General features: G+C 61.7%; 12 protein-coding genes. 4 read left to right on the plus strand and 8 right to left on the minus strand.

Annotation, left to right across the window (positions count from 1 at the left end):
* Nucleotides 1–468 precede the first annotated feature (468 nt).
* Together BPHY_RS08580 and BPHY_RS08585 are read left to right on the plus strand one after the other, a co-directional pair.
* A complete protein-coding gene (locus BPHY_RS08580; protein ID WP_012401077.1) occupies nt 469–1,551 on the plus strand; it encodes a glycosyltransferase family 2 protein in 1,083 nt (360 codons plus the stop codon).
* A 474-nt stretch (nt 1,552–2,025) separates the two neighbouring features.
* Entirely contained in the window at nt 2,026–3,792 is a 1,767-nt protein-coding gene (locus BPHY_RS08585) for a hypothetical protein (protein ID WP_012401078.1), read from the plus strand.
* Between the two features lie 60 nt (nt 3,793–3,852).
* Here BPHY_RS08585 and BPHY_RS08590 read toward each other — a convergent pair whose 3' ends face one another.
* Nucleotides 3,853–5,244, minus strand: a complete 1,392-nt coding sequence (locus BPHY_RS08590; RefSeq protein WP_012401079.1) for a glycoside hydrolase 5 family protein — start codon at nt 5,242–5,244, stop codon at nt 3,853–3,855.
* A gap of 421 nt (nt 5,245–5,665) precedes the next feature.
* Between BPHY_RS08590 and BPHY_RS08595 the strand changes: the two genes are divergently transcribed.
* Entirely contained in the window at nt 5,666–6,769 is a 1,104-nt protein-coding gene (locus BPHY_RS08595) for an acyltransferase family protein (RefSeq protein ID WP_012401080.1), read from the plus strand.
* A gap of 546 nt (nt 6,770–7,315) precedes the next feature.
* Here the strand turns inward: BPHY_RS08595 and BPHY_RS08600 are convergent.
* The 5 genes from BPHY_RS08600 to BPHY_RS08625 form a co-directional block, all read right to left on the minus strand.
* Entirely contained in the window at nt 7,316–9,550 is a 2,235-nt protein-coding gene (locus BPHY_RS08600; protein WP_012401081.1) for a GNVR domain-containing protein, read from the minus strand.
* A gap of 59 nt (nt 9,551–9,609) precedes the next feature.
* Nucleotides 9,610–10,896, minus strand: coding sequence for a polysaccharide biosynthesis/export family protein (locus BPHY_RS08605; RefSeq protein ID WP_012401082.1), 1,287 nt, complete (start codon nt 10,894–10,896; stop codon nt 9,610–9,612).
* Between the two features lie 204 nt (nt 10,897–11,100).
* On the minus strand, nt 11,101–12,174 hold the full coding sequence (locus BPHY_RS08610) for a sugar transferase (RefSeq protein WP_041763456.1): 1,074 nt from the start codon (nt 12,172–12,174) through the stop codon (nt 11,101–11,103).
* A gap of 856 nt (nt 12,175–13,030) precedes the next feature.
* Complete coding sequence (gene rpiA / locus BPHY_RS08620; protein ID WP_012401085.1) at nt 13,031–13,726, minus strand: ribose-5-phosphate isomerase RpiA; 696 nt, start codon at nt 13,724–13,726, stop codon at nt 13,031–13,033.
* 115 nt (nt 13,727–13,841) lie between these two features.
* Nucleotides 13,842–14,714, minus strand: coding sequence for an N-acetylmuramoyl-L-alanine amidase (locus BPHY_RS08625; RefSeq protein WP_012401086.1), 873 nt, complete (start codon nt 14,712–14,714; stop codon nt 13,842–13,844).
* Nucleotides 14,715–15,287: 573 nt separating this feature from the next.
* On the opposite strand from BPHY_RS08625, the gene BPHY_RS08630 reads away from it, so the two are divergent.
* Nucleotides 15,288–16,349, plus strand: a complete 1,062-nt coding sequence (locus BPHY_RS08630; RefSeq protein WP_012401087.1) for an acyltransferase family protein — start codon at nt 15,288–15,290, stop codon at nt 16,347–16,349.
* Nucleotides 16,350–16,487: 138 nt separating this feature from the next.
* Here the strand turns inward: BPHY_RS08630 and rlmB are convergent, their stop codons facing one another.
* Together rlmB and rnr are read right to left on the minus strand one after the other, a co-directional pair.
* On the minus strand, nt 16,488–17,231 hold the full coding sequence (gene rlmB / locus BPHY_RS08635; protein WP_012401088.1) for a 23S rRNA (guanosine(2251)-2'-O)-methyltransferase RlmB: 744 nt from the start codon (nt 17,229–17,231) through the stop codon (nt 16,488–16,490).
* 133 nt (nt 17,232–17,364) lie between these two features.
* Entirely contained in the window at nt 17,365–19,818 is a 2,454-nt protein-coding gene (gene rnr, locus BPHY_RS08640; protein ID WP_012401089.1) for a ribonuclease R, read from the minus strand.
* Between the last annotated feature and the right edge of the window lie 315 nt (nt 19,819–20,133).

Raw genomic sequence — 20,133 nt, forward strand, 5'->3', positions numbered from 1 at the left:
GCTTTCTGTGCGCCGACATACACATGAGCCCGCTCATGACAGGATATTTGCCTCTACGGGCAGATGCGATGTGGACTGTCCATGACTTGCCAGAAATGATTTCGCACGGAAGAACGTTGGCATCCCGTCGAAACATAACCAGCCTTCAATTTACCGATGACTTGCCGCAAGCGGACGGAGTCGGTTGATTTATCGCCAGTGGCTCTCTTCAGTACTCACTGCAAGTGCGCCGATCTTGTGCCGCCATCCTCCAGGCCGCGTCGGCAACATGCCGCGACGGCGGCCAGTGTGACCGAGCGCACGAACACCCGGACTGTCTCACTCTAGACTTCGAAAACATGACCGCAGGCTGGTCAGCCGCTCCGCGTTGCGGCAGGATCTGGACGGACATACCGCCGAAGCGACCCGCACAGAACGCTTGAGATCGTCACGTCAGTCGGACAACCGCGGCATCTTCGCGAGGTAATCATGGACTATGTCAGCCGCCCTCACTTTCTGGTTCCGGAAACGCTTCTGAGGGGAGCGGCAACCTCGCCGGCAGATGCGCGTGACAAGCTTGCCCTGTCCGATCCATTGCCCGCAAAAGCAGCCGACGATGGCCCCCCCTCCCTCCTGTCGCTCGTTGTACCGTTCTATAACGAGGAGGAGATGATCGGGGCGTTTTTCAGCACGGTTATTCCCGTACTTGAAGCCATCGACGGAGTGCAGTTCGAAATCGTCTGCGTCAATGACGGCAGCCGCGACGGCACGCTCCGCATGCTCATCAGCATGTCGGATCAAGATAGTCGCATCCGTGTCATCGATCTGTCGCGCAACTTTGGGAAGGAAGCGGCGCTATCGGCCGGACTCGACGAAGCGCGCGGCGCCATTGTGATCCCTTTTGATGCCGATCTGCAGGACCCGCCCAGAGTCATTCCTTTACTCGTTGAAAAATGGCGCGAAGGCTACGATGTGGTCGTCGCCAAACGCGTCGACCGACTCACGGACTCCTTCCTGAAACGCCAGACGGCAGGCATCTTTTATCAGATCCACAACTCGGTGTGCGATACCAAGATTCCGGAAAACGTGGGTGATTTCCGGTTGATTACGAGGGAGGTCGTCGACGCGCTCAAACGGCTCCCCGAAACGCGCCGCTTCATGAAGGGTCTGTTCGCCTGGGTAGGTTATCAGACTGCAGTTGTCGAATATGTGCGCGAACCCCGCCTTGCGGGCAGGTCGAAGTTCTCTGGCTGGAAACTGTGGAACTTCGCTCTGGAGGGCTTCACGAGTTTCAGCACGCTGCCGCTTCGCGTATGGACGTACGTCGGCAGCTTCGTCGCGCTGGGCGCATTTCTGTATGCCTCATTCCTCATCGTGCGAACCCTGATTCAAGGGGTCGCCGTACCGGGCTACGCATCGCTGATCTCGACCGTCCTCCTGCTCGGAGGGGTTCAATTGATCGGCATCGGGGTGCTGGGTGAGTACATCGGCCGCATTTACTACGAGTCGAAGAACCGGCCGGTCTACCTGATCCGCAGGCGCTATCAGACTGCAGGCGCCGACGATATCTGATCCGCTCATGGCACGCCGGTTGGCGTTCTATGCCAGTGCCGGTGCAACCGGTACCGATACCCCGTACTGAGCCCGTTCATCGACTTCCCATCGATAAGCTCGATCGAAAGTGACGTTGCCCAACGCACAGAGAGCCTGTTTCTCGCCGGCTACATTCATCGCATGACTTGCCGCGCGTCCACGCCCGACAGGACAGTCAGAAGACGAGGCCGTACCTCGACCGGTTCGCGGCGTTAGTGGCCGATGTTGCTGATCGGACCACACAACGCTTACCCACAATCAAAGCAAGCAATGACAGCCTTCTCCTGCTGCCTGCCGCGCGCGATATGGATCGGCATCACATGCATTTCGTGCGATTTCCGGCAGGTTCGAAGGCAGACATCACATGCAACGTTACGCCCAGATGGGCGCAGACAAGGGTGGAATTCCCGCACCTGTCTGTCGCTCTTCCGGCTATGAACGCGGAGACGGCACATGGCAATGAAATGGCCAACCTGGAACGTACAGCTCTTCCTGTCCTGGATTGTCGTCGGCACACTCGGTATAGCCGAAGGCATTTACGGTCGGCCGCAATACTACGGCGACTGGATTTCTTATCTCAATGTCAGTTGGGCCGTTGCTCACACCGACTGGCGAGAAATTTTCAACCCCTTCTGGAATCCAGGCTATCCCGCGTTGGTTGCCGCCGCGCGCTCGCTGGGCGTCCCTACCCCTGAGGGGGAGTGGCATGCGATCACGGCGATCAACTGGGTGATTTATCTGGTTGCCTATGCATCCTGGCGCGGCCTGATCAGAAATGCCCTTGCGCTATATTGGCCTGATTCGCTTGCACTGAACCGTCATCCATTTACGATCTGGATCGGAACCTGCGTTTTTCTTGGTGCCTGCCTGGGTCTCGAGACGGTTTCTGCCGTATGCCCAGACCTGCTCGTGACCACGTTCTTCCTGCTCGGATCGAGTCTGCTTCTATCCCTGATCCGGCGGCGGAGCCTGCTCACCGCGACATTGCTTGGTCTGATCCTCGGTGCCGGTGTTTGGGTAAAGGGCGTGTTCACGCCATTCTCCTTTCTGTTCATTCTCACGCTTCTCATCTATTGCGGCGCGAGGCGCGGCTTGTGGCGACCAGTCGGAGCGGTCGTGGGAACCTTCGGTCTCCTTTTTGGCGTCTATATCGCCGGAATCTCCTGGTCCTATGGCGAATTCACGCTGGGTGCGTCGGGAATGTTGAATTTCCCCTGGCACGTCAATGAACTGCCTCATTTCAGCAACTGGCAAGGCGGACCGGAGCAGTTCGGCCGGCCACTTCATCCAACGACTCAACTGATCGCCGACTTGCCAGCTTTCGGCTTTGGCACACCTTTCCGGACAACTTACCCTCCGTATAACGACGTCGCGTACTGGTACAAGGGCTTTCGACACTTCTTCAGCCTCAAGCTCGAATTAATGGCGATCGTCCGGTGTGTCTGGAACCTGTTGCAGATACTCAAGCTAAATCCGATCGTGCTGGGGGTCGCGGTAGCTTTCCTGCTGTCGCTCGTCAGGCAGCCGTGGCGAGCGTCGCTCGGCAGGACAATAGTCCGGGCCTGGCCCTTACTGTTGCCAACCGTCGCAGGTTTCGGCACCTATATGCTGGTTCATGTCGAAGAGCGCTATCTCAGCCCGTTCATCATGGTGATCGCGCTTCTGACGTGGGCGCCGTTGCTCGACATGACGCTGCATTCCCGTCGCCTGCTTGCCACTGCTTTAGTCATCATCTATGGCGCTGGCATGGTCGGCCAGCTTGTGCTGACCAATGCAGCTTCGCTCAAACCGGTGTTTCGTCAGTCGGACTATCACGACGACCCGCATTGGCGGATTGCCAGCGCGTTGACTGCCTCAGGGTTGCAACCAGGTGACGCGGTGGCCGTGATCCGGGACACCCGTCCCACTGTCAGGGTCAGCTGGGCCTATGTATCGCGCTTGCGCATCGTCGCCGAGTTCGGCGGTCTGCCATACCGTATCGAGCCGCAGGACCGCACCCGCTTCGATGAAAACGTCGAACCCATCCACCCGGACTACAGCGAAGTATTCTGGACGCAGCTTACGCCGCAACGGCGCGACGAGGTCATGAAGGCATTCGCTCAGAGCGGCGCGCGAGCGGTCGTGTCGCTATCGATGCCCAACGTGCTGCCAGATCCCGGCTGGGTACCGTTGAAGGGGACGCCTGCCTGGCTTTACGTGTTTCCCAATGCGGCCAGATAGCCAGATTCCCGACTGACGGGTATCTGCAATCGACGCGTGGCAAGATGCCGGCGCACTGGCTCAGGGTCCGGGCATGCCCGCTGGTGTGACTTCAAGCAGAATCACATGATCGGGAATGTCCACGGTGAGTTGACGCACGTCGCGATGGCTTGCGAACGGGGTCGCCGACACGAGTGGATCGTACAGGTCGACACGGCTTGCAGTTGCGCCAAAGTCGACGCTGACGCGGGCGGGTGGATGGGTGACGGGTGTTCCCTCCGCGCGGTTCCAGAATGCCGTTTCGTTCCATAGCACCAGCACGAAGCGACTGTCCTTTTTCTGCAAAAGCAGGCTGTTTGCCGATGCCGGCATGTCCGACAGCGTATACGCGAGCGAGTGACGCACCACGCCGGTTGTGCTGCGCGGCGTACTCGCATTCAACACAGCGGTGAGGTTGCGAATCGCGTGGGCCACCGGCTTCGGGCTGTTGCCTACGCGAAAGAGTCCGAAGTGCATTTCAGGGTTCTTGTTCTCCGGATCGGGTTTCTGGTCGAGCAGCTCGTACACATAGAGCCGCTTCACTCCCGCCGCCGCCGCGTCCATGTAACCGTTGAGAACGCCTTTGGCCTGAGTCGCCTCGTCGACGCCGATCATGTACCAGCCTGACTGAGGCATCGAGAAGTAGCCGAATTCGGTGATGACGACAGGTAGCTGGAATTTCTTGACGCTATGGATGGCTGCAGGTAACCAGGCGCCGCCGGGCACGTTATAGGTGGGCTGATTGCCATTTTGCGGATACGCATGCTGGTTCGCGTAATCGGCGGAATCTGCGCGCGTTTCGACTGACTTGAGATCGTAGCCGGTAAGGTCGTAGACGGGCACGCTCGCGAGCTCAGGCGTGCTGCGCACGCGCGTGTAGATCTCGCGCTGCGCGGCGAGTCCGGCAGCCATGCCCGTGAGGCCGCGGTATGGCACAGGGAAGTTATCGATCTCGTTGAAGCCTTCGATTGCCGCAACACTGCCGGGAACTGCCGCATTCAGTTTTGCTGCCACCTCGATTGACTCGGCGATATTCGGGCGCACCAGGAAGTTGAATCGGACTCCCCGTTGCGCAAGGTACGTGTAGGTCGAGAGCGGCTCGCTCGGGCCGGGTGGGAAGCTGCGAACGTGACGAATGCCGAGCCATGCCAGATTGTCAGCGACGTTGCGCACATTCGCATACGCGCCATCCAGATAGTTGAGGTGAGTCACGACACCGAGCGTATCGATGAAGACATCTGCAGGCATTGCCCGCACTGGCTCGCCCGCTTGCACCGTCGCGACGGATGCAAGCACGCAGAAGCTGGTAGCGAGCTTTGCAGCGGCGCGTGTGCCAAACCACTTGCAGGGTGTTGCTTTGCTCGCTTGCCGCGAGCCGCGAGAGACGGCCGATTGGGAGAGCACGATACGGATGGCGGCTATGGGATGCTTCACGGCGTTTTCCTCGCTGGGAAGGCTTGCAGGTTCCGTGTGCCCTTCGCCACGCCTGCATCGCGATGCTTATGCCTCTGCTTGTGCCTCTGCTTATGCCTGTGTGGCAGGGGTATAGAACATGATTGTGATGCTCGGCCGCATCCGAAGTGTGTGCACTGGCGAACAGAACGTGATCCACGTTCGCCAGCGTGTCACGGCCGGTCAGCAAGCCAGTGATGCTGTGCAGGAACGTGGCCGTGCCAAGGCGTGGCCTGCCCAAACCCTCTGCCGGGAAAGATCGGCATCGCGCCACTAATTGCTGGATTGCGTACGGTCACACACCAACTGCGCACTCGCTTGCGGCTTTGTAATGTCAGAATTAACCACGGAAATGCAGAGCATCCGCTCCGCCCGGCATTGGCGAATACGAAGATCGCGATACATGAACAAGCTCCAGTCTCTCACCGTATTGCGCGGCATTGCGGCCATCACCGTCATCTTCTATCACATCATGGCGCCGACCGGGCACACGTTCGGCGAGTTCGGTGTCGATGTTTTCTTCGTCCTGAGCGGCTTCGTCATCGCGCTCGTTCTGGACAGCCCCGGCATCACCGCGCAACGCTACCTCTCGGATCGCATAGCGCGGATCGTGCCGCTCTACTGGTTGCTGACGTTCGTGGTCATCGGCGGCACGCTTGTCGCGCCCTCCCTGTTCAACTCGACGACCGCCGACTTCGGCAATCTGCTGAAATCGCTGTTTTTCATTCCCTATCGCAAGGAAAGTGGCCTGATCTTCCCGATGTTGTTCGTCGGCTGGACGCTGAACTACGAGATGATGTTCTACGTGGTCACGGCAATCTCGCTGGTCCTGATGCGTCGCCATCGGCTACTGTTCGTGTCCGCGGCGATCTTCATGATTTATTGCGCGGCGACGGCATCGGCTTCGCGTGGCGCGTTTGCCGAGTTTTATTCGTATCAGCGCATGTTCGAGTTCCCGCTCGGCTTCGTGGTCTATCAGCTGTGGAAGCGCGGCGTGCTGATCAAGCCTGCGCTTGCCGGCGGCGTCGCAACCGCCGCCTACGTATGGATGGCGTACGTGAACTGGAACCAGCTGTCGAACGCGCACCTGCTTTACTTCGGCATTCCCGCGTTCCTGCTGGTCGCGAGCTGCCTGAGTCTCGAATCGAAGCTGGGTTCGGGCCCATTGACGAAAGGCGCATTGCTCGTAGGCGACGCCAGTTATGCCATCTATCTGAGCCATCCGTACTGTGTCGAAGCCGCGCGCAAGCTGCTGGCGAATGTGATCGACGGCTTTGACGCGACTGCGCCCGTCGGGGTGGCCATCATCATCGTCATCGCGACAGCCGTGGGCGTCGCACTCTACTGGTTCGTCGACAGGCCGCTGCATCGCAGCGCACGCAGGCTGTTGCAATCCGTGCCCGTCATTCCGTCGCGCGGCGCCAGACTGGCGGGCCTGAACCGCGAACTCATCGCCGCTGACGACGGGCCCACGCGCAAGGTGCAAGTCAATCACGACGCGCGCTAAGCCGTCCTACGCGCCCGATCCGCCGGATGCTCTATCCGGACATGACACCCAACCCATCTCGAACGGCTGTGGCGCGCCAGTCCCAAGCCGCTTCGACGTTGGCTGGAACATCACGAGCGTCACCTTGCATTGCGCATCGACTGGACGCGGACTGCCCGGCCATGTCGGCAACTGCCGTTGCCGCGTCGGGCGCAGTCGACGCGCAGCGTGCCTGACGTAGCACCGCAACCGGGCCGCATCTGCGCCCCAGGTTGATCTGAGCGTTACCAGGGAAGGGATGCCGACGTGCGCACGTCGCGGAAAGGAAGCAACGGCCGCTACGCGGTAGCGACTGGCGCAGGGTCGAGGTTGCAAACGGGAGGTGTGACGCGGGTTCCTTTTCGGCATCCGCGCGGTGGGCTCGCGCGAGCGCGTGATGATCTGCCGCTACGGCGGTGTCGATCCGTCGTCCTGCACGACATCGCGTCGGTGCTGACGAACGCACAGGCAACGATCCCCGGTGCCCCGGTGCGGCCCCGCATGACAGCCATGATGGCCGTCATGCGTTCAGCTCGCGGTGCCTGCGTCGCCTCCCGTATTGCTGTAGCTCGCGTAGCCATAGGCGGCATATTCGCTGCCGTACTTGCCGGGCCGCGAGGTCATGTCGTTAAACACCACGCCGCGCACGGGCACGCCGATCTGTTCGAAGCGGCGCACCGATTCGCGCAGCTCCGACACACTCGTCACCCCCTGGCGTGCGACCAGGAACACCATCCCCGCCAGATTGGCGACGATGCCTGAATCGGCAACGGGCAGGATGGGCGGCGCGTCCATCAGCACGATGTCGTATTCCCGGTCCGCCCATTCGACAAAGCGCCTGAAGCGGCTATGCCGAAGCAGCTCGCTCGCATTGGCCACGTAGCCGCCGTTCGCCACGAAGTCGACGCCCGGCATGATCTGCCGATGCACCGCGCTCTCATAGGGCGTGCCCTGCAGGATGTCCGTAATGCCCGGGCTGCAAGGCACGCCGACACAGGCGTTCAGCGAGCCGCGCCGCAGATCCGTGTCGACGAGCAGCACACGCTGGCCCGACGCGCCGAGCAGCGCCGCCAGATTGACCGACACGAACGACTTGCCCACCATCGGCGTCGGACCGGCGAGCAGGACGACATGATTGGGTGCATCGCGCAACGCGAATTCGAGCGCCCCCCTGAAGCTGCGCAGGCTCTCGACGGCGGAATCGAATGACGCCGTGCACGCGAGCACGCTGCACGTCCCCGGCAGGCTCTCCGGCAGACGGCGCGTGAGCATTTGCTGCATGCGGCTGCGCGGCACGGCGGCATAGACGTGCAAACCCGCGCCCGCCTCGATTTCGTCGACCATCGCGATACCGCTATTCATCCTGCGCCTGAACAGCACGTACGCCGAGCCGACGAAAATGCCCGTGAGCGAACCCGCCACCACGATCAGCGTGCGCTTGGGCCGGATGGGTCCCTCCGGTACTGCCGCGCTGTCGATCAGACGTGCATTCGAGACTTTGCCCGCCTTGGCCAGCCGCATCTGCTCCTTGGTGTTCAACAGGTTCGTGTAGATGTTCGTGTCGACCTGAACTTCGCGTTGCAGGCGCAGCACGCTCTGCTCGAGAGGCGGCAGCCGCCTCGTCTGAACAGCCAGTTCAGACAGCGCCTTCTCGGCCTCTTCCAGTTGCCCATTGGTCGCAATCAATGCGGGGTTGTCGGGCATGTAGCGTGCGTCCAGCTGGGCGCGCTGCTGCCGCAACTCGGCAATGCGGTTCTGCGCCTGCGCCGTGCTCTGCAGCAAGGCCGCGGCTTCCGCGCCCAGATCGACCGCGCCGTGCTCCGAGCGGAACTGGTTGTATTCTTCTTCGGCCTGCTCCAGCTTCGCCTTCAACTCCGGCAATTGCTGGTTGAGGAACGCAATCGATTTCTCGGCTTCTTCCTGTGTGCGCTGCACCTTCTGGCGCATGTACTCGTTGCCGATCGCATTCAGGATCACGCTCGTCTTCACGGGGTCGCCGCCTTCCAGCGCCGCGCCGATCACCGACGACTCCTTGCCCTTCTCCGAGATCATCAGCCTGCTCTGAAGGTCGAGGGTCGCCGAAAGCTCGGACGAGCGCGACAGCTCGAAGGTAACGCCGGGGCGTCCGTCAATCCCGCTCACCAGCAGGTCGATTGCGCCCCCCGGCACGTCGGCGTGCAGCGTCTCGCCGACCCGGCCCGGCAGATCGATGCCATTGTGCGCCAGCGTGTACTCGCCGTTGCCCTTGAGCGTGATGATGAACGGCACACCGTACATGCGATCGGGCACGTTGAAGTGCGCCACGGTAATCGCCTCGTCGCCCCACGCGTAGCCGCCGCGGCCCGACCAGCTCGACACGTTCAGATGGGTTGCCATCCACCGGCCCACCACCGGGAAGTAGCGCGGCGAGGCGTTGATATAAAGCTGGGTGGCTTCGACGGCACGCGAGACGACCATCCGCGAGCGCAGCACTTCGATCTCCGCCGAGGCCGCGGTCTTCACCGCGAACATCGCCGACACATCGGCCAGCGCGTTTTTCGCGGCGCCATCGCTATCCTCCACGTGGATGAGCATGTCCGCCTGATAGACAGGGCGAGCGAGCATCGCGTAGACGAGGCCCACGAGCGTAAAGAGCGCCGCGATGATGACAATGGTCTTGCGGCCTTCATACAGGGTGTCGAGAAGCTTGCCGACATACCCGCCCTCCGGCGGCATCATGCCGTCGTCAAGCGACCCCTCTAGCAGATATTCGCGCTGTTTCAATCTGTCTCTCCGTCGGTGCCCGCCACGAGGTGCCGGGCACGTGCATCGATATATAACGATCAGTAGCCGAGTGCTCGCGTCGCCGACGCCGCCTGGGTCGCAGGCAGGATCAGTCCGATGACGCGGCTCCATTTCACCAGTGACGACGCATCGACGAACACCACATCGTTCGGCTTGAGTTCGAACGAATCGGCCGTGGCCATCGCGGAAGCCGAGGTCGCGTCGAGGTGATAGACCACGCGCCTGCCCACATCGCGTCCCCGCACGACGTAGACCTGCGACGCGTCGCCGGAAGTCTGGCTGATGCCGCCCGCGTCGCCCAGCGCCTGGTTCAGCGTCATGCGCCCGTTGTTGAACGGTAGCCCGCCGGGACGCTGCACTTCGCCAATCACAAAGACCTTGCTGTCGTTTTGCCCATAGACGCGTATCAGGTCGCCGTCGCGCACGATGATCCGGTCCGGGTTCACGTTGTTGCGGATCATGTCCGGCATATCCACCACCACCGTCCTGTCCCCGCGCGTCAGCGTCACCTTCGACCGGTCCGACTTGTCGGTAAAGCCGCCTGCCCGGTTGATCGCTTCGGGAAGCGTCATCACCACGTCGTTGAGCACCTGCACGCCCGGCGATTTCACTTCGCCGTCGAGATAAACGCGCTTGCTGCGGTAAGTCTCGACGCGCACCGTCATCTGCGGCTGTCTCACATAGCGGCCCAGCTTGCTCGTGAGCAGATCCCGCACGCCCATTTCCGAGAGGCCCTCGACCTTGATGGGTCCGATATAGGCGTACTGGATAAAACCATTCACATCGACCGTATAGCCGGGCGCGACGAGCGGCGCCCCGGACGTGCTCTGTCCGCCTCCCGTCGTGGCGGCCGGCATGCTGAGTTCCGGGTGGTCCCACACGACGATGCTGAGGACGTCACCCGGCCCGATCACATAGGGCTCCGGCTTGGCGAACAGGCTGCGCACGTCGTCCGGCACGCCCGTCGGCCGTTCCTGCTGCTGCTTTGCGACGAGGTCATCGGTAATTTCGACCAGCGAACCCGTGGGTGCGCGATCGCTGCCCGACGCCTGTTGCGAACCTGTACCAGCCGCCGCGCCGTGCGCGGCACTCACCGCTTGCGCCGCATCGCCCGAAGGCATGCCCCGGAAAGTCATCCCCGGCGACAGCGCGCAGCCCGACAGCAGCACAGCGGCGGCTGCGGGCGCTGCCCATCGGGACGCGGCCAGACAGTTCACGCGTGCAAGGTCGAGCCTCGCCCGTGAGCGAACCGTTCGCCACCACGAAGACAGGCGCGCAGCGCGCGCCTGAGTCCTCCACTGCTCGCAAACTCGATTGAGTTGCATGTCAAACCCCCATATTGCGTGCGGCCAGTCCGCGGCGTACGGTGCGCGGCGAATCAGGTCCGATGCTGCTCATTTCACGATGCCTGGTGATGCCCGCTCGTTCATGCCAATGCCCTGCCGTCTCGCCTCGTGCCGTCTTGTGCCGTCTCGTGCCGTCTCGTGCCGCAAGCGACGTTCAGATCACGATCTCCACAGCGTTCAACGTCAATACGCCCCGTTCCCTTTGATCACCACAAAGAACGTCTTGAAGAGAATCCCGATGTCGGCGCGCAGCGACCAGTTCGTCACGTACTTCACGTCGAGCATGACGCGCGTCGCGTAGTCGGTCTCGCAGCGTCCGCTCACCTGCCACAGTCCTGTGATGCCAGGCGTTGCCATCAGGTAGTACTTGCTGTGCGCGCCATAGCGCTCCAGTTCCTGCGCGGTGATCGGCCGTGGGCCGACGAGGCTCATCTCGCCGCGCACCACGTTCCAGAGCTGCGGCAGTTCATCGAGGCTCGTGCGGCGCAGGAAATGGCCGATGCGCGTCACGCGCACGTCGTTCTTGAGCTTGAACTCACGCTCCCACTCGGCGCGTGCCACGGGATCGCTCGCGAGCAACTCGTCGAGCACCTGCTGCGAGTTGACCACCATCGAGCGAAACTTGAGGCAGCGAAACTTTTCGCCATTGCGGCCCACGCGTGTATGGCCGTATATCGACGGACCACCGTCCAGCTTCACGACCAGCGCAACCAGCGCGAGCAACGGCAACAGCGCGAGGATCATGGTCAGGCCGAGCGTGATGTCGAAGGCCCGCTTGACAGCATGTCTGATCGAGCCCGTGTGCGGTTCGGTTTCGGCCAGATCGTGGTCCGTGTCCCCGCGTCCGAGCCATGCGGTGGCCTGCCGGGCCACGCTGAACTGCGCGAAGAAAAGCGTATGCGAGGCGAGCAGCGAAATGCCTGTGGTCAGTGTCCAGTAGATGAACCACGGCATGGAAATCACGTTGTCGCGATGAATTGCATAAAGCAAAGCCAGCCCGCAGAGTTGCACGGCGAGCCATGCAAATGCCGTGCGGCCGGCGACGCTCGCGACGGGATGCCGTCCTCGCGGCGGATAGGTTCCACACGCTGGAAACACCGATAACGCGAGCGCGGCGACGAACGCGACGAGCGTCGGGTCGAGCTGGTGCGCAGGACCCACTGCGGCCACGTTGAAGCTCAGGTTCAAGTGCAATGCGCCGAAAGCGCCCAGCACAATTAGCGCGATATCGATCGCACGATGCACCAGCTCGGACATATTCCTACCCCACTGCGTCGCGTTCAATGGTCGATGTTTAGCCGCAGCCGTTCGCATGGTCTTCCCTCGCATCGCGAAAGCGATCGTGTCCGGCAGCAGCCCTGCTGTGCGCTTTCTGCTGGACGTTTCCGCTTTCTCTTTCGCGCGCGCCCACTCTGCGCGGTCCCCTGTGATGTCGCTGTCCACCATTCATGCAGAGCGGCAATGCGCAAATCACATCGATAAGGTACGGGGACGGGAGCAGCGATTCCGTGCGAAATCCCACCAATGGTTCGCGATCGCCTGATCCCGCTTTGGCGTCGCCCGATCCGATGCGGTGACAACCTTGCACGTTGCGTGCGCGAGCGCACGCAACGCGTGTCCGAAGGGGTTGAATTCGCTGCGGCCTGATGGTCGGAAACGGGAAGTGTCTTGCGACGAGCTTTGAGAGTGTGTCTGGCGTCGCCGTGATGCCGGACTGTCCAGGCGGCATCATGTCGTTGTGGCGCTCGAACAGCACCTCCTGCAGAGGGCGGCTCGATGCATATATGTGAGCGAGCGCACATATGCTTGCGTTCAGGCTCACTACGATCGCGCGCGCGCGATCTGGCTGGCGCGCCCGCCGTACTTTCGCCTGGGAATCTTAACGACTTGCGGGAAAACCGAAGTGCGCCGTAGCATCAGTGCGGCGCAAGTCCGATGGAATGAATGCCGTCCAACCGTCCGGGACGGACCGCATGCATTGGAGGAAAGAAAAGCGGAGCAGCCGCGCAGACCGTGCTGGCCCAGGCTGCTTCGTCAGTAATGTCGCCGACGGCACTGCGCGAGGGATGCCGGCGCGGTCGCATTGCGCTCACGCGCGCCGGCGGCTGGTTTGTCAGCGATTCGGGTAGACGATCGTCTCGACACCCTTCTGCGTGCCGAGCAGGCAGAGATCCGCGCCGCGCGCCGCGAACAGGCCCACCGTCACCACACCCGGCCACGCGTTGACGTGCGCTTCGAGCGTGCGCGGATCGGTGATGCGCAGGCCTTTGACGTCGATGATCTCATTGCCGTTGTCAGTCAAGAACGGCGCGCCGTCCTTCGTCACACGCACGATTGGCACGCCGCCCAAGGCCGTCACACGGCGGCCGATTGCCGTGCGCGCCATCGGCACGACTTCGACGGGTAGCGGAAACTGGCCGAGCACGTCGACGACCTTGCTCGCGTCGGCGATGCAGAGGAATTTCTCCGCCACCGACGCGACGATTTTCTCGCGCGTGAGCGCGCCGCCACCGCCCTTGATCATCGCGCCACCATGATCGATTTCGTCGGCGCCGTCGACGTAGACGGGCAGCGATTCGATGTCGTTCAGGTCGAACACCGGAATACCGTGCGATTGCAGGCGCGCCGTCGTCGCGACCGAGCTGGACACGGCGCCGCGAAAGCGCGCTTTGTGCGCGGCGAGCGCGTCGATGAAACAGTTCGCGGTCGAGCCGGTGCCAACGCCGATGATCGTGCCTTCGGGCACGTTGGCGATCACGTAGTCGGCGGCCGCCTGGCCGACCAGTTGCTTGAGTTCGTCTTGAGTCATGATGGGGAAATGCCTGGGCAAGCGGAAAAACTGCAAGTTTACCGGAGTCGAGGCGTTCGCCCGGGTTTATTGCGCATCCGGCCCGGCATCTGGCGCGCACGGCGCCTTGCCGGCTTCAGGGCGCGGCGGGTGCCGGTTCGGGTGTGGCGTTCGGCACGTACTTGTCGAGCAGCGCCTGGGCGATCGCATCCGTTTGCGCATCCGGGTTGCCCGAGTAGTCGGCGGGACGGAAATGCATCTGGAACGCGGCGAACACACGGCGCGTCCTGTCGTCGAGGACGCCGTCGGTTGCCACCTCGTAGCCGTAGCGCGCGAGCTTTTGCTGAAGCGCGCGAACGTCGGCGGGCGCATGCGGCTCGCGGCCCGCGAGTTCTTTCGTGACGGTGGATTCGTCGGGCCACGCGCCGACGCCTGCGTCGTAAAGCTGTTTCCACGGGAAGACCGGGCCCGGGTCGATCTTGCGTTGCGGCGCGATGTCGCTATGGCCGACGACACGCGTTGGCGGAATGTCGTAGCGCGTGACGATGTCTTTGGCGAGCCGGATCAACGCGTCGACCTGCTGCGGCGGATACGGTTGCCATGTGCGGCCTTGCGGCCCGTCGATGGGGCCGAGGTTCACGTTCTCGATGCCGATCGAAGCAGCGTTCAGTTCCGTTGTGCCTTGCCAGAAGCTGATGCCCGCGTGCCAGGCGCGTTGGGATTCAGGCACCAGTTGCCAGATGATGGGCTCGCCATGCTTTTCTTCTGGATGATCGGAGACGACGTAGTGAGCGCTGACCTGCTCTTGCGTGAGTACGTCTAGCGACTGTTTTTCGTCGATCTCCGTGTAGTGCATCACGAGGAAACGGATGCGGGTGTCCTGGTATCGCGCTGGGCGCGACGTGTCTGTGTAATACGTGTTGTGGTGGATGATGCCGGGCGCGCAGGCTGTCGTGAGTAATGTCGCTGCTAGCGCGAGCAGTGCCAGTCGGCTTGAGGCGGGCTTCATTGCGGTTGGGACTCTTCTTCTGGTTGCTGGCTTGTTCGCGGTGACGGGTGCCTGCTGTTCTTCGCTTACTGAGGCGGAGACGGATATTCGCTGACGGGAATCGAGCAGTCTGATTCGCTAAGATTGCTGGTCAAGAATTCTACATTGTGGTCGCGACGTCTCGCGTGAGCCTCCGGCAGAGGCATCTCACTCCCTCTCAGCATCCGTTCGGGATCGCATCACTTCGCTTCGGATATCGAATCGTATCAAAGGTATTGGATGACACTCACCGCATCCTGCATGACGACCTTACTCGTCCATGCAATTTCGATTTGAAACAATATGAAATATCTAGGCCCGAATCGGGTGGGCGTACGGCTTCGCACATTTTTGCAACACCGTCCAACCTAATATTTGGTCACCGGGACGAACTTCGGTTCCTCCCGGCCGACTGGTCCAGCAAGCTGCAGGCGAGCAGAGAATGCAAGTTCTCAATACATGCGCTTTGTTGTGCGCTGATTGCGATCTGCATCTCGACTAACCTTCCTTTGTCTCGAACCAGGCGTTGGCGATCGGTCATCGAGATCAAATACCATGAAAAATCCTAGCCGATTCGTTCTTCTTGATGGCTTACGGGGAGTGGCGGCGTTCATTGTGCTTGTCTTTCATCTGGTTCAGCAACATACGCTGACCGCACTTCCCTATGCGGGTTTGGCAGTCGACTTCTTTTATGTATTAAGCGGATTCGTTATCGCTTATGCTTACGAGCGCAAAATTCTGTCGGGTCAGCTGCAGCCGCGGGAATTCATCGAAGCACGAATCAAGCGGCTTTATCCTCTCATCTTCCTAAGCACCTCGATTGGAATATCGACGGCTTTGCTGGCTGTCATGTTCAAAGATAGCATTACGATGCTGCAGCTTCTGAAGGTCAGCGCACTGGGTCTTCTGGTTCTTCCGTCATTCGTATTCCCGCAGTGGCTGACAGCCTATCCGCTGAATATGGCGAGCTGGTCCCTGACCTTCGAGGCCTTTGTCAATCTCGTCTACATTTCAATCGTACGGAAACTGACCAATGGCGCGCTGATATTGTTGGTGGCATCGAGCTGGCTTGCTCTGGTCGCTCTGGTCATCCATGTGCACGGCATCGCTGGCGGGAACAATCAGGAAGGATGGTCGTTGGGTTTTGTCAGGGTCGTGTTTCCTTTCTTTATCGGCATTGCATTGTACCGATTCAGGCCGCAACCAAAAGAAAGACCAATAACGGGCATCATTCTGTTACTGGTGCTTTGTGCAATTCTCACGTTGAATGTTCCACACTATGCGCTTTGCAGCCTGATATACGTTTCGATTATTTTTCCTGCGATCGTTTACGCAGGCTCAGGAATCAACATCCCTAACGGAATCAGTGCATTTCTGCAGCAACTTGGCCTGCTGTCGTACCCAATTTACATTATGCAAGGGCCGATACTCCGCATTGGCGAGGAAATCATGAAACATATGAATTCGAAGGCCATGATGTGGTTCTTTTCCCTATTCGAATTCAGTGTCGTCATATTGGTTTCCTGGATCGCATCGAAATATTTCGACGAACCCGTGCAGAGAATATTGCGCGGCCAGAAGCCATTCCGTCAGGGTGAGCTTATCCGGCCCTCCTGAGTGTTTGACGCGGATCGAGAGAGACAATGTCAGACTTGCATAGTGATGCCCGCGCCGCCCTGGAAGGGCGACGCCTGAAGCACGAGGGCCTACCGTGGATGCCCGCGTGGATGCCAGCGCATAGGCCAACGCGCCTGCTTACTTCTTGACAGCCCGCTGCCGCACAGCCTCAAACAAACACACCCCTGAGGCGACGGAAACATTCAAACTTTCAACCGACCCAGCCATAGGAATCTGCATCACCTCGTCACACGTATCCCGCGTGAGCCTTCTCATGCCCTCACCCTCGGCGCCCATCACAAGGGCAACTGGACCATCGAGCTTCGTCTCATACAACGATGCCGTCGCCTCACCCGCCGTCCCGACGACCCATATGCCGGCATCCTTCAGTTCGCGCAACGCGCGCGCCAGGTTGGTGACGGTAATGTACGGCACCGTATCGGCTGCCCCGCTCGCGACCTTCGCCGCCGTCGCATTCAGGCCGACCGCGCGATCCCGCGGCGCGATCACCGCATGCGCGCCCGCCGCGTCGGCGACGCGCAGGCACGCGCCGAGATTGTGCGGATCGGTAATGCCATCGAGCACGAGCAACAATGGCGGCCCCTGAATCCCGTCGAGCAGTTCGGCCAGGTTCTGCGCCAGCGGCACGTCGCCCGCACGCGCCACCACACCCTGATGCCGCTCGGTATGCGCCAGCCCCCACAGACGCGTTTCGTCGGCAGCGATCAGGCGTACACCCGCCTCTTTCGCCACGGCAAGAAACTCGTTCATCCGGCGATCGCGGCGCGTCTGGTCGTAATAGATCTCTTCGACCGACGAAGGATCGTGGCGCAAACGTGCCGTCACCGCGTGAAAACCGTAGAGAACCTTGAGACGTGACATGACTGAAACAACCTTTGAATGAACACGCCGCGATCGTATCGACTGGTCCGATCGCGGCGCGCCCGATGAGAATGAGCACCGCGCACGTGCGCGCGGCGTGACAACAGAATCCACTGCGGCATCGACTGCGTGATCAACGCTTCTTGCGCGCCGGCTTTGCCGACGATTTCGACGCCGCGCGCTTCTTCGACACCGCCGCCTTGCGCGCCGCGCGCGCTTCCTTCACGGCCGCGGTCTGTGCAGGCGCTTTCTTGCGACGGCCGCCTTCGGCCTGCGCGGCACGCTCGATCGAACGCACACGCGGGCCGCCGAGATCGCTCGCTTTGTCCGCAGTGGTCGCCCGATGCGCCTGCGACTTCACGGGCGTGTCGCGCACCAGGCGGAAGTCGATCTTGCGCGCATCGAGATCGACGCGGCTCACCTGCACGCGCACGCGGTCCGACAACCGGTAACGGATGCCCGTGCGCTCGCCGCGCAGTTCGTTCTTGATCTCGTCGTACTGGAAGTAGTCGGAGCCGAGTTCCGTCACGTGCACGAGCCCTTCGATAAAAAGCGCGTCGAGCTGCACGAAGATGCCGAACGACGTCACGCCGCTCACCATGCCGCCGTACTCTTCACCGAGCTTGTCGCGCATGAAGTAGCACTTGAGCCAGGCTTCGACGTCGCGCGATGCCTCATCCGCACGGCGCTCGTTCGCCGAGCAGTGCAAGCCGAGTTCTTCCCAGATGGCCGTGTTTGGACGGCCGCGGTTGCCCCGCTTCTCGTCTTCCGCCTGCAGCGCGCGCGCGCGCGGCGACAGCGCCGTGTTCAGCTCGACGCCATGCGGCGCCTTCGGCTCGTACTTGCGGCCTTGCAAAATCGCGTAGATCGCGCGGTGCGTGAGCAGGTCGGGATAGCGGCGGATCGGGCTCGTGAAGTGCGCGTACGCCTCATACGCGAGACCGAAGTGACCAATGTTCTCCGGACTGTAGACGGCCTGCTGCATCGAGCGCAGCAACATCGTCTGGAGCATCTGCGCGTCGGGACGGTCGCGGATGTGCGCCATCAGCGCGGCGTAATCGCTGGCATGCGGCGTGTCGCCGCCGCCAAGCGTGAGGCCCATTCCACGCAGGAACGTGCGCAGATTCTCGAGGCGCTCGGCCGTCGGTCCGGCGTGCACGCGGTACAGACCCGGATGCTTGTTGCGCTTCATGAAGTCGGCCGCGCAGACGTTCGCGGCCAGCATGCATTCCTCGATCAGCTTGTGCGCGTCGTTGCGGTGACGCGGCACGATCTGCTCGATCTTGCCCTGCGCGTTGCAGACGATGTACGTCTCCGTCGTATCGAAGTCGATCGCGCCACGCTTCTGACGGGCGGCAAACAACGACTTATAGACGCCGTACAGATTTTGCAGTTGCGGCAGCAACGCCGCGCGGCGCGTCGCTTCCGGCCCCTTCGTGTTGGTCAGCACGGCCGCGACTTCCGTGTACGTGAGACGCGCGGCCGAGTGCATCACGCCCGGATAGAACTGATACGCCTTGATCTCACCGCGCGCGGTGATGACCATGTCGCAGACCAGCACGCAGCGATCCACTTGCGGGTTCAGCGAGCAAAGACCGTTCGACAGCTTTTCCGGCAGCATCGGAATCACGCGGCGCGGGAAGTATACCGACGTGCTGCGCTCGATCGCGTCGACATCCAGGCCGCCGTCGGGCAGCACGTAATGTGACACGTCGGCGATTGCGACAATCAGGCGGAAGCCGTCGCCACGCCCGACCTTGATGGGCTCGCAGTACACCGCATCGTCGAAATCGCGTGCGTCCTCGCCGTCGATCGTGACGAGCGGCACGTCGCGCAGATCGACGCGATGCTTGATGTCGACGGGCCGCACTTCGTCGGGCAGCTTCGCGGCGGCGTCGAGCGCGGCCTGGCTGAACTCGTGCGGCACGCCGTACTTGCGCACCGCGATTTCGATCTCCATGCCGGGGTCGTCGATGTCGCCCAGTACTTCGATGACGCGTCCGAGCGGCTGCGAATGGCGGCTCGGAAAGTCCGTCAGTTCGACGACGACCACCTGCCCCACCTTCGCCTTCTTCGTGTTCTGCGTGATCAGGATGTCGTGGCCGATGCGCTTCTCTTCGGGCACGACGATCAGCGCGCCGTTCTCATTCAACAGACGCCCGATCACGCGCTTGTTAGCGCGGTCGGTGACCTCGACGATATGGCCTTCGGGCCGGCCGCGCCGGTCATAGCCGACGATGCGCGCGAGCACGCGGTCGTTGTGCATGACCTTCTGCATTTCGCCCGTCGGCAGGAACAGGTCGTCCTGGCCGTCGTCGCGGATCAGAAAGCCGTAGCCGTCGCGATGGCCCTGCACGCGGCCCGCGACGAAGTTCGACGGATGAGTCAGTTGGTAATGCCCGCGCTGATCGAGTCTGATCTGGCCATCGCGCTCCATCGCGGCGAGGCGCTTGAAAAACCCTTCGCGCTCCTGGCGCTTGATCGACAGTGCTTCGGCGATGTCGTTCGCTGCAAGCGGCGTTTCACTCGTGCGCAGCACGCCGAGGATTTCTTCGCGGCTTGGAATCGGATACGGATATTTGCTCAAGGGCTTGTCGATGATTGTTCTCGTTGCGTGGACGTCGGCGGGTGGTTGACGCGGCTCTATCTGAACTTGAACTGCAACTGCGCTCGTGACTGCAACTGCTCTTTCAGCAGCGCTTCGCTGACGACAACCGCGCGGCCCGTAATGCGGCGTTGAGTGTGACCAACGGCCCGTCGTCCGCGACAGGCCCATGCGTCGTGCCAGCATGCGTGCTACCCGGCGATTCTAACACCCGTCTCGCCCGCCACGCGCCGCCTGGCGGGCGATTGCGCGATGCGCGCGGTGCGCGCGTTCCAAGCCATTGCGCGTGTCGCGAGA

Origin of the sequence: Paraburkholderia phymatum STM815 (assembly GCF_000020045.1) — a bacterium.
Taxonomy (GTDB): Bacteria; Pseudomonadota; Gammaproteobacteria; order Burkholderiales; family Burkholderiaceae; genus Paraburkholderia; species Paraburkholderia phymatum.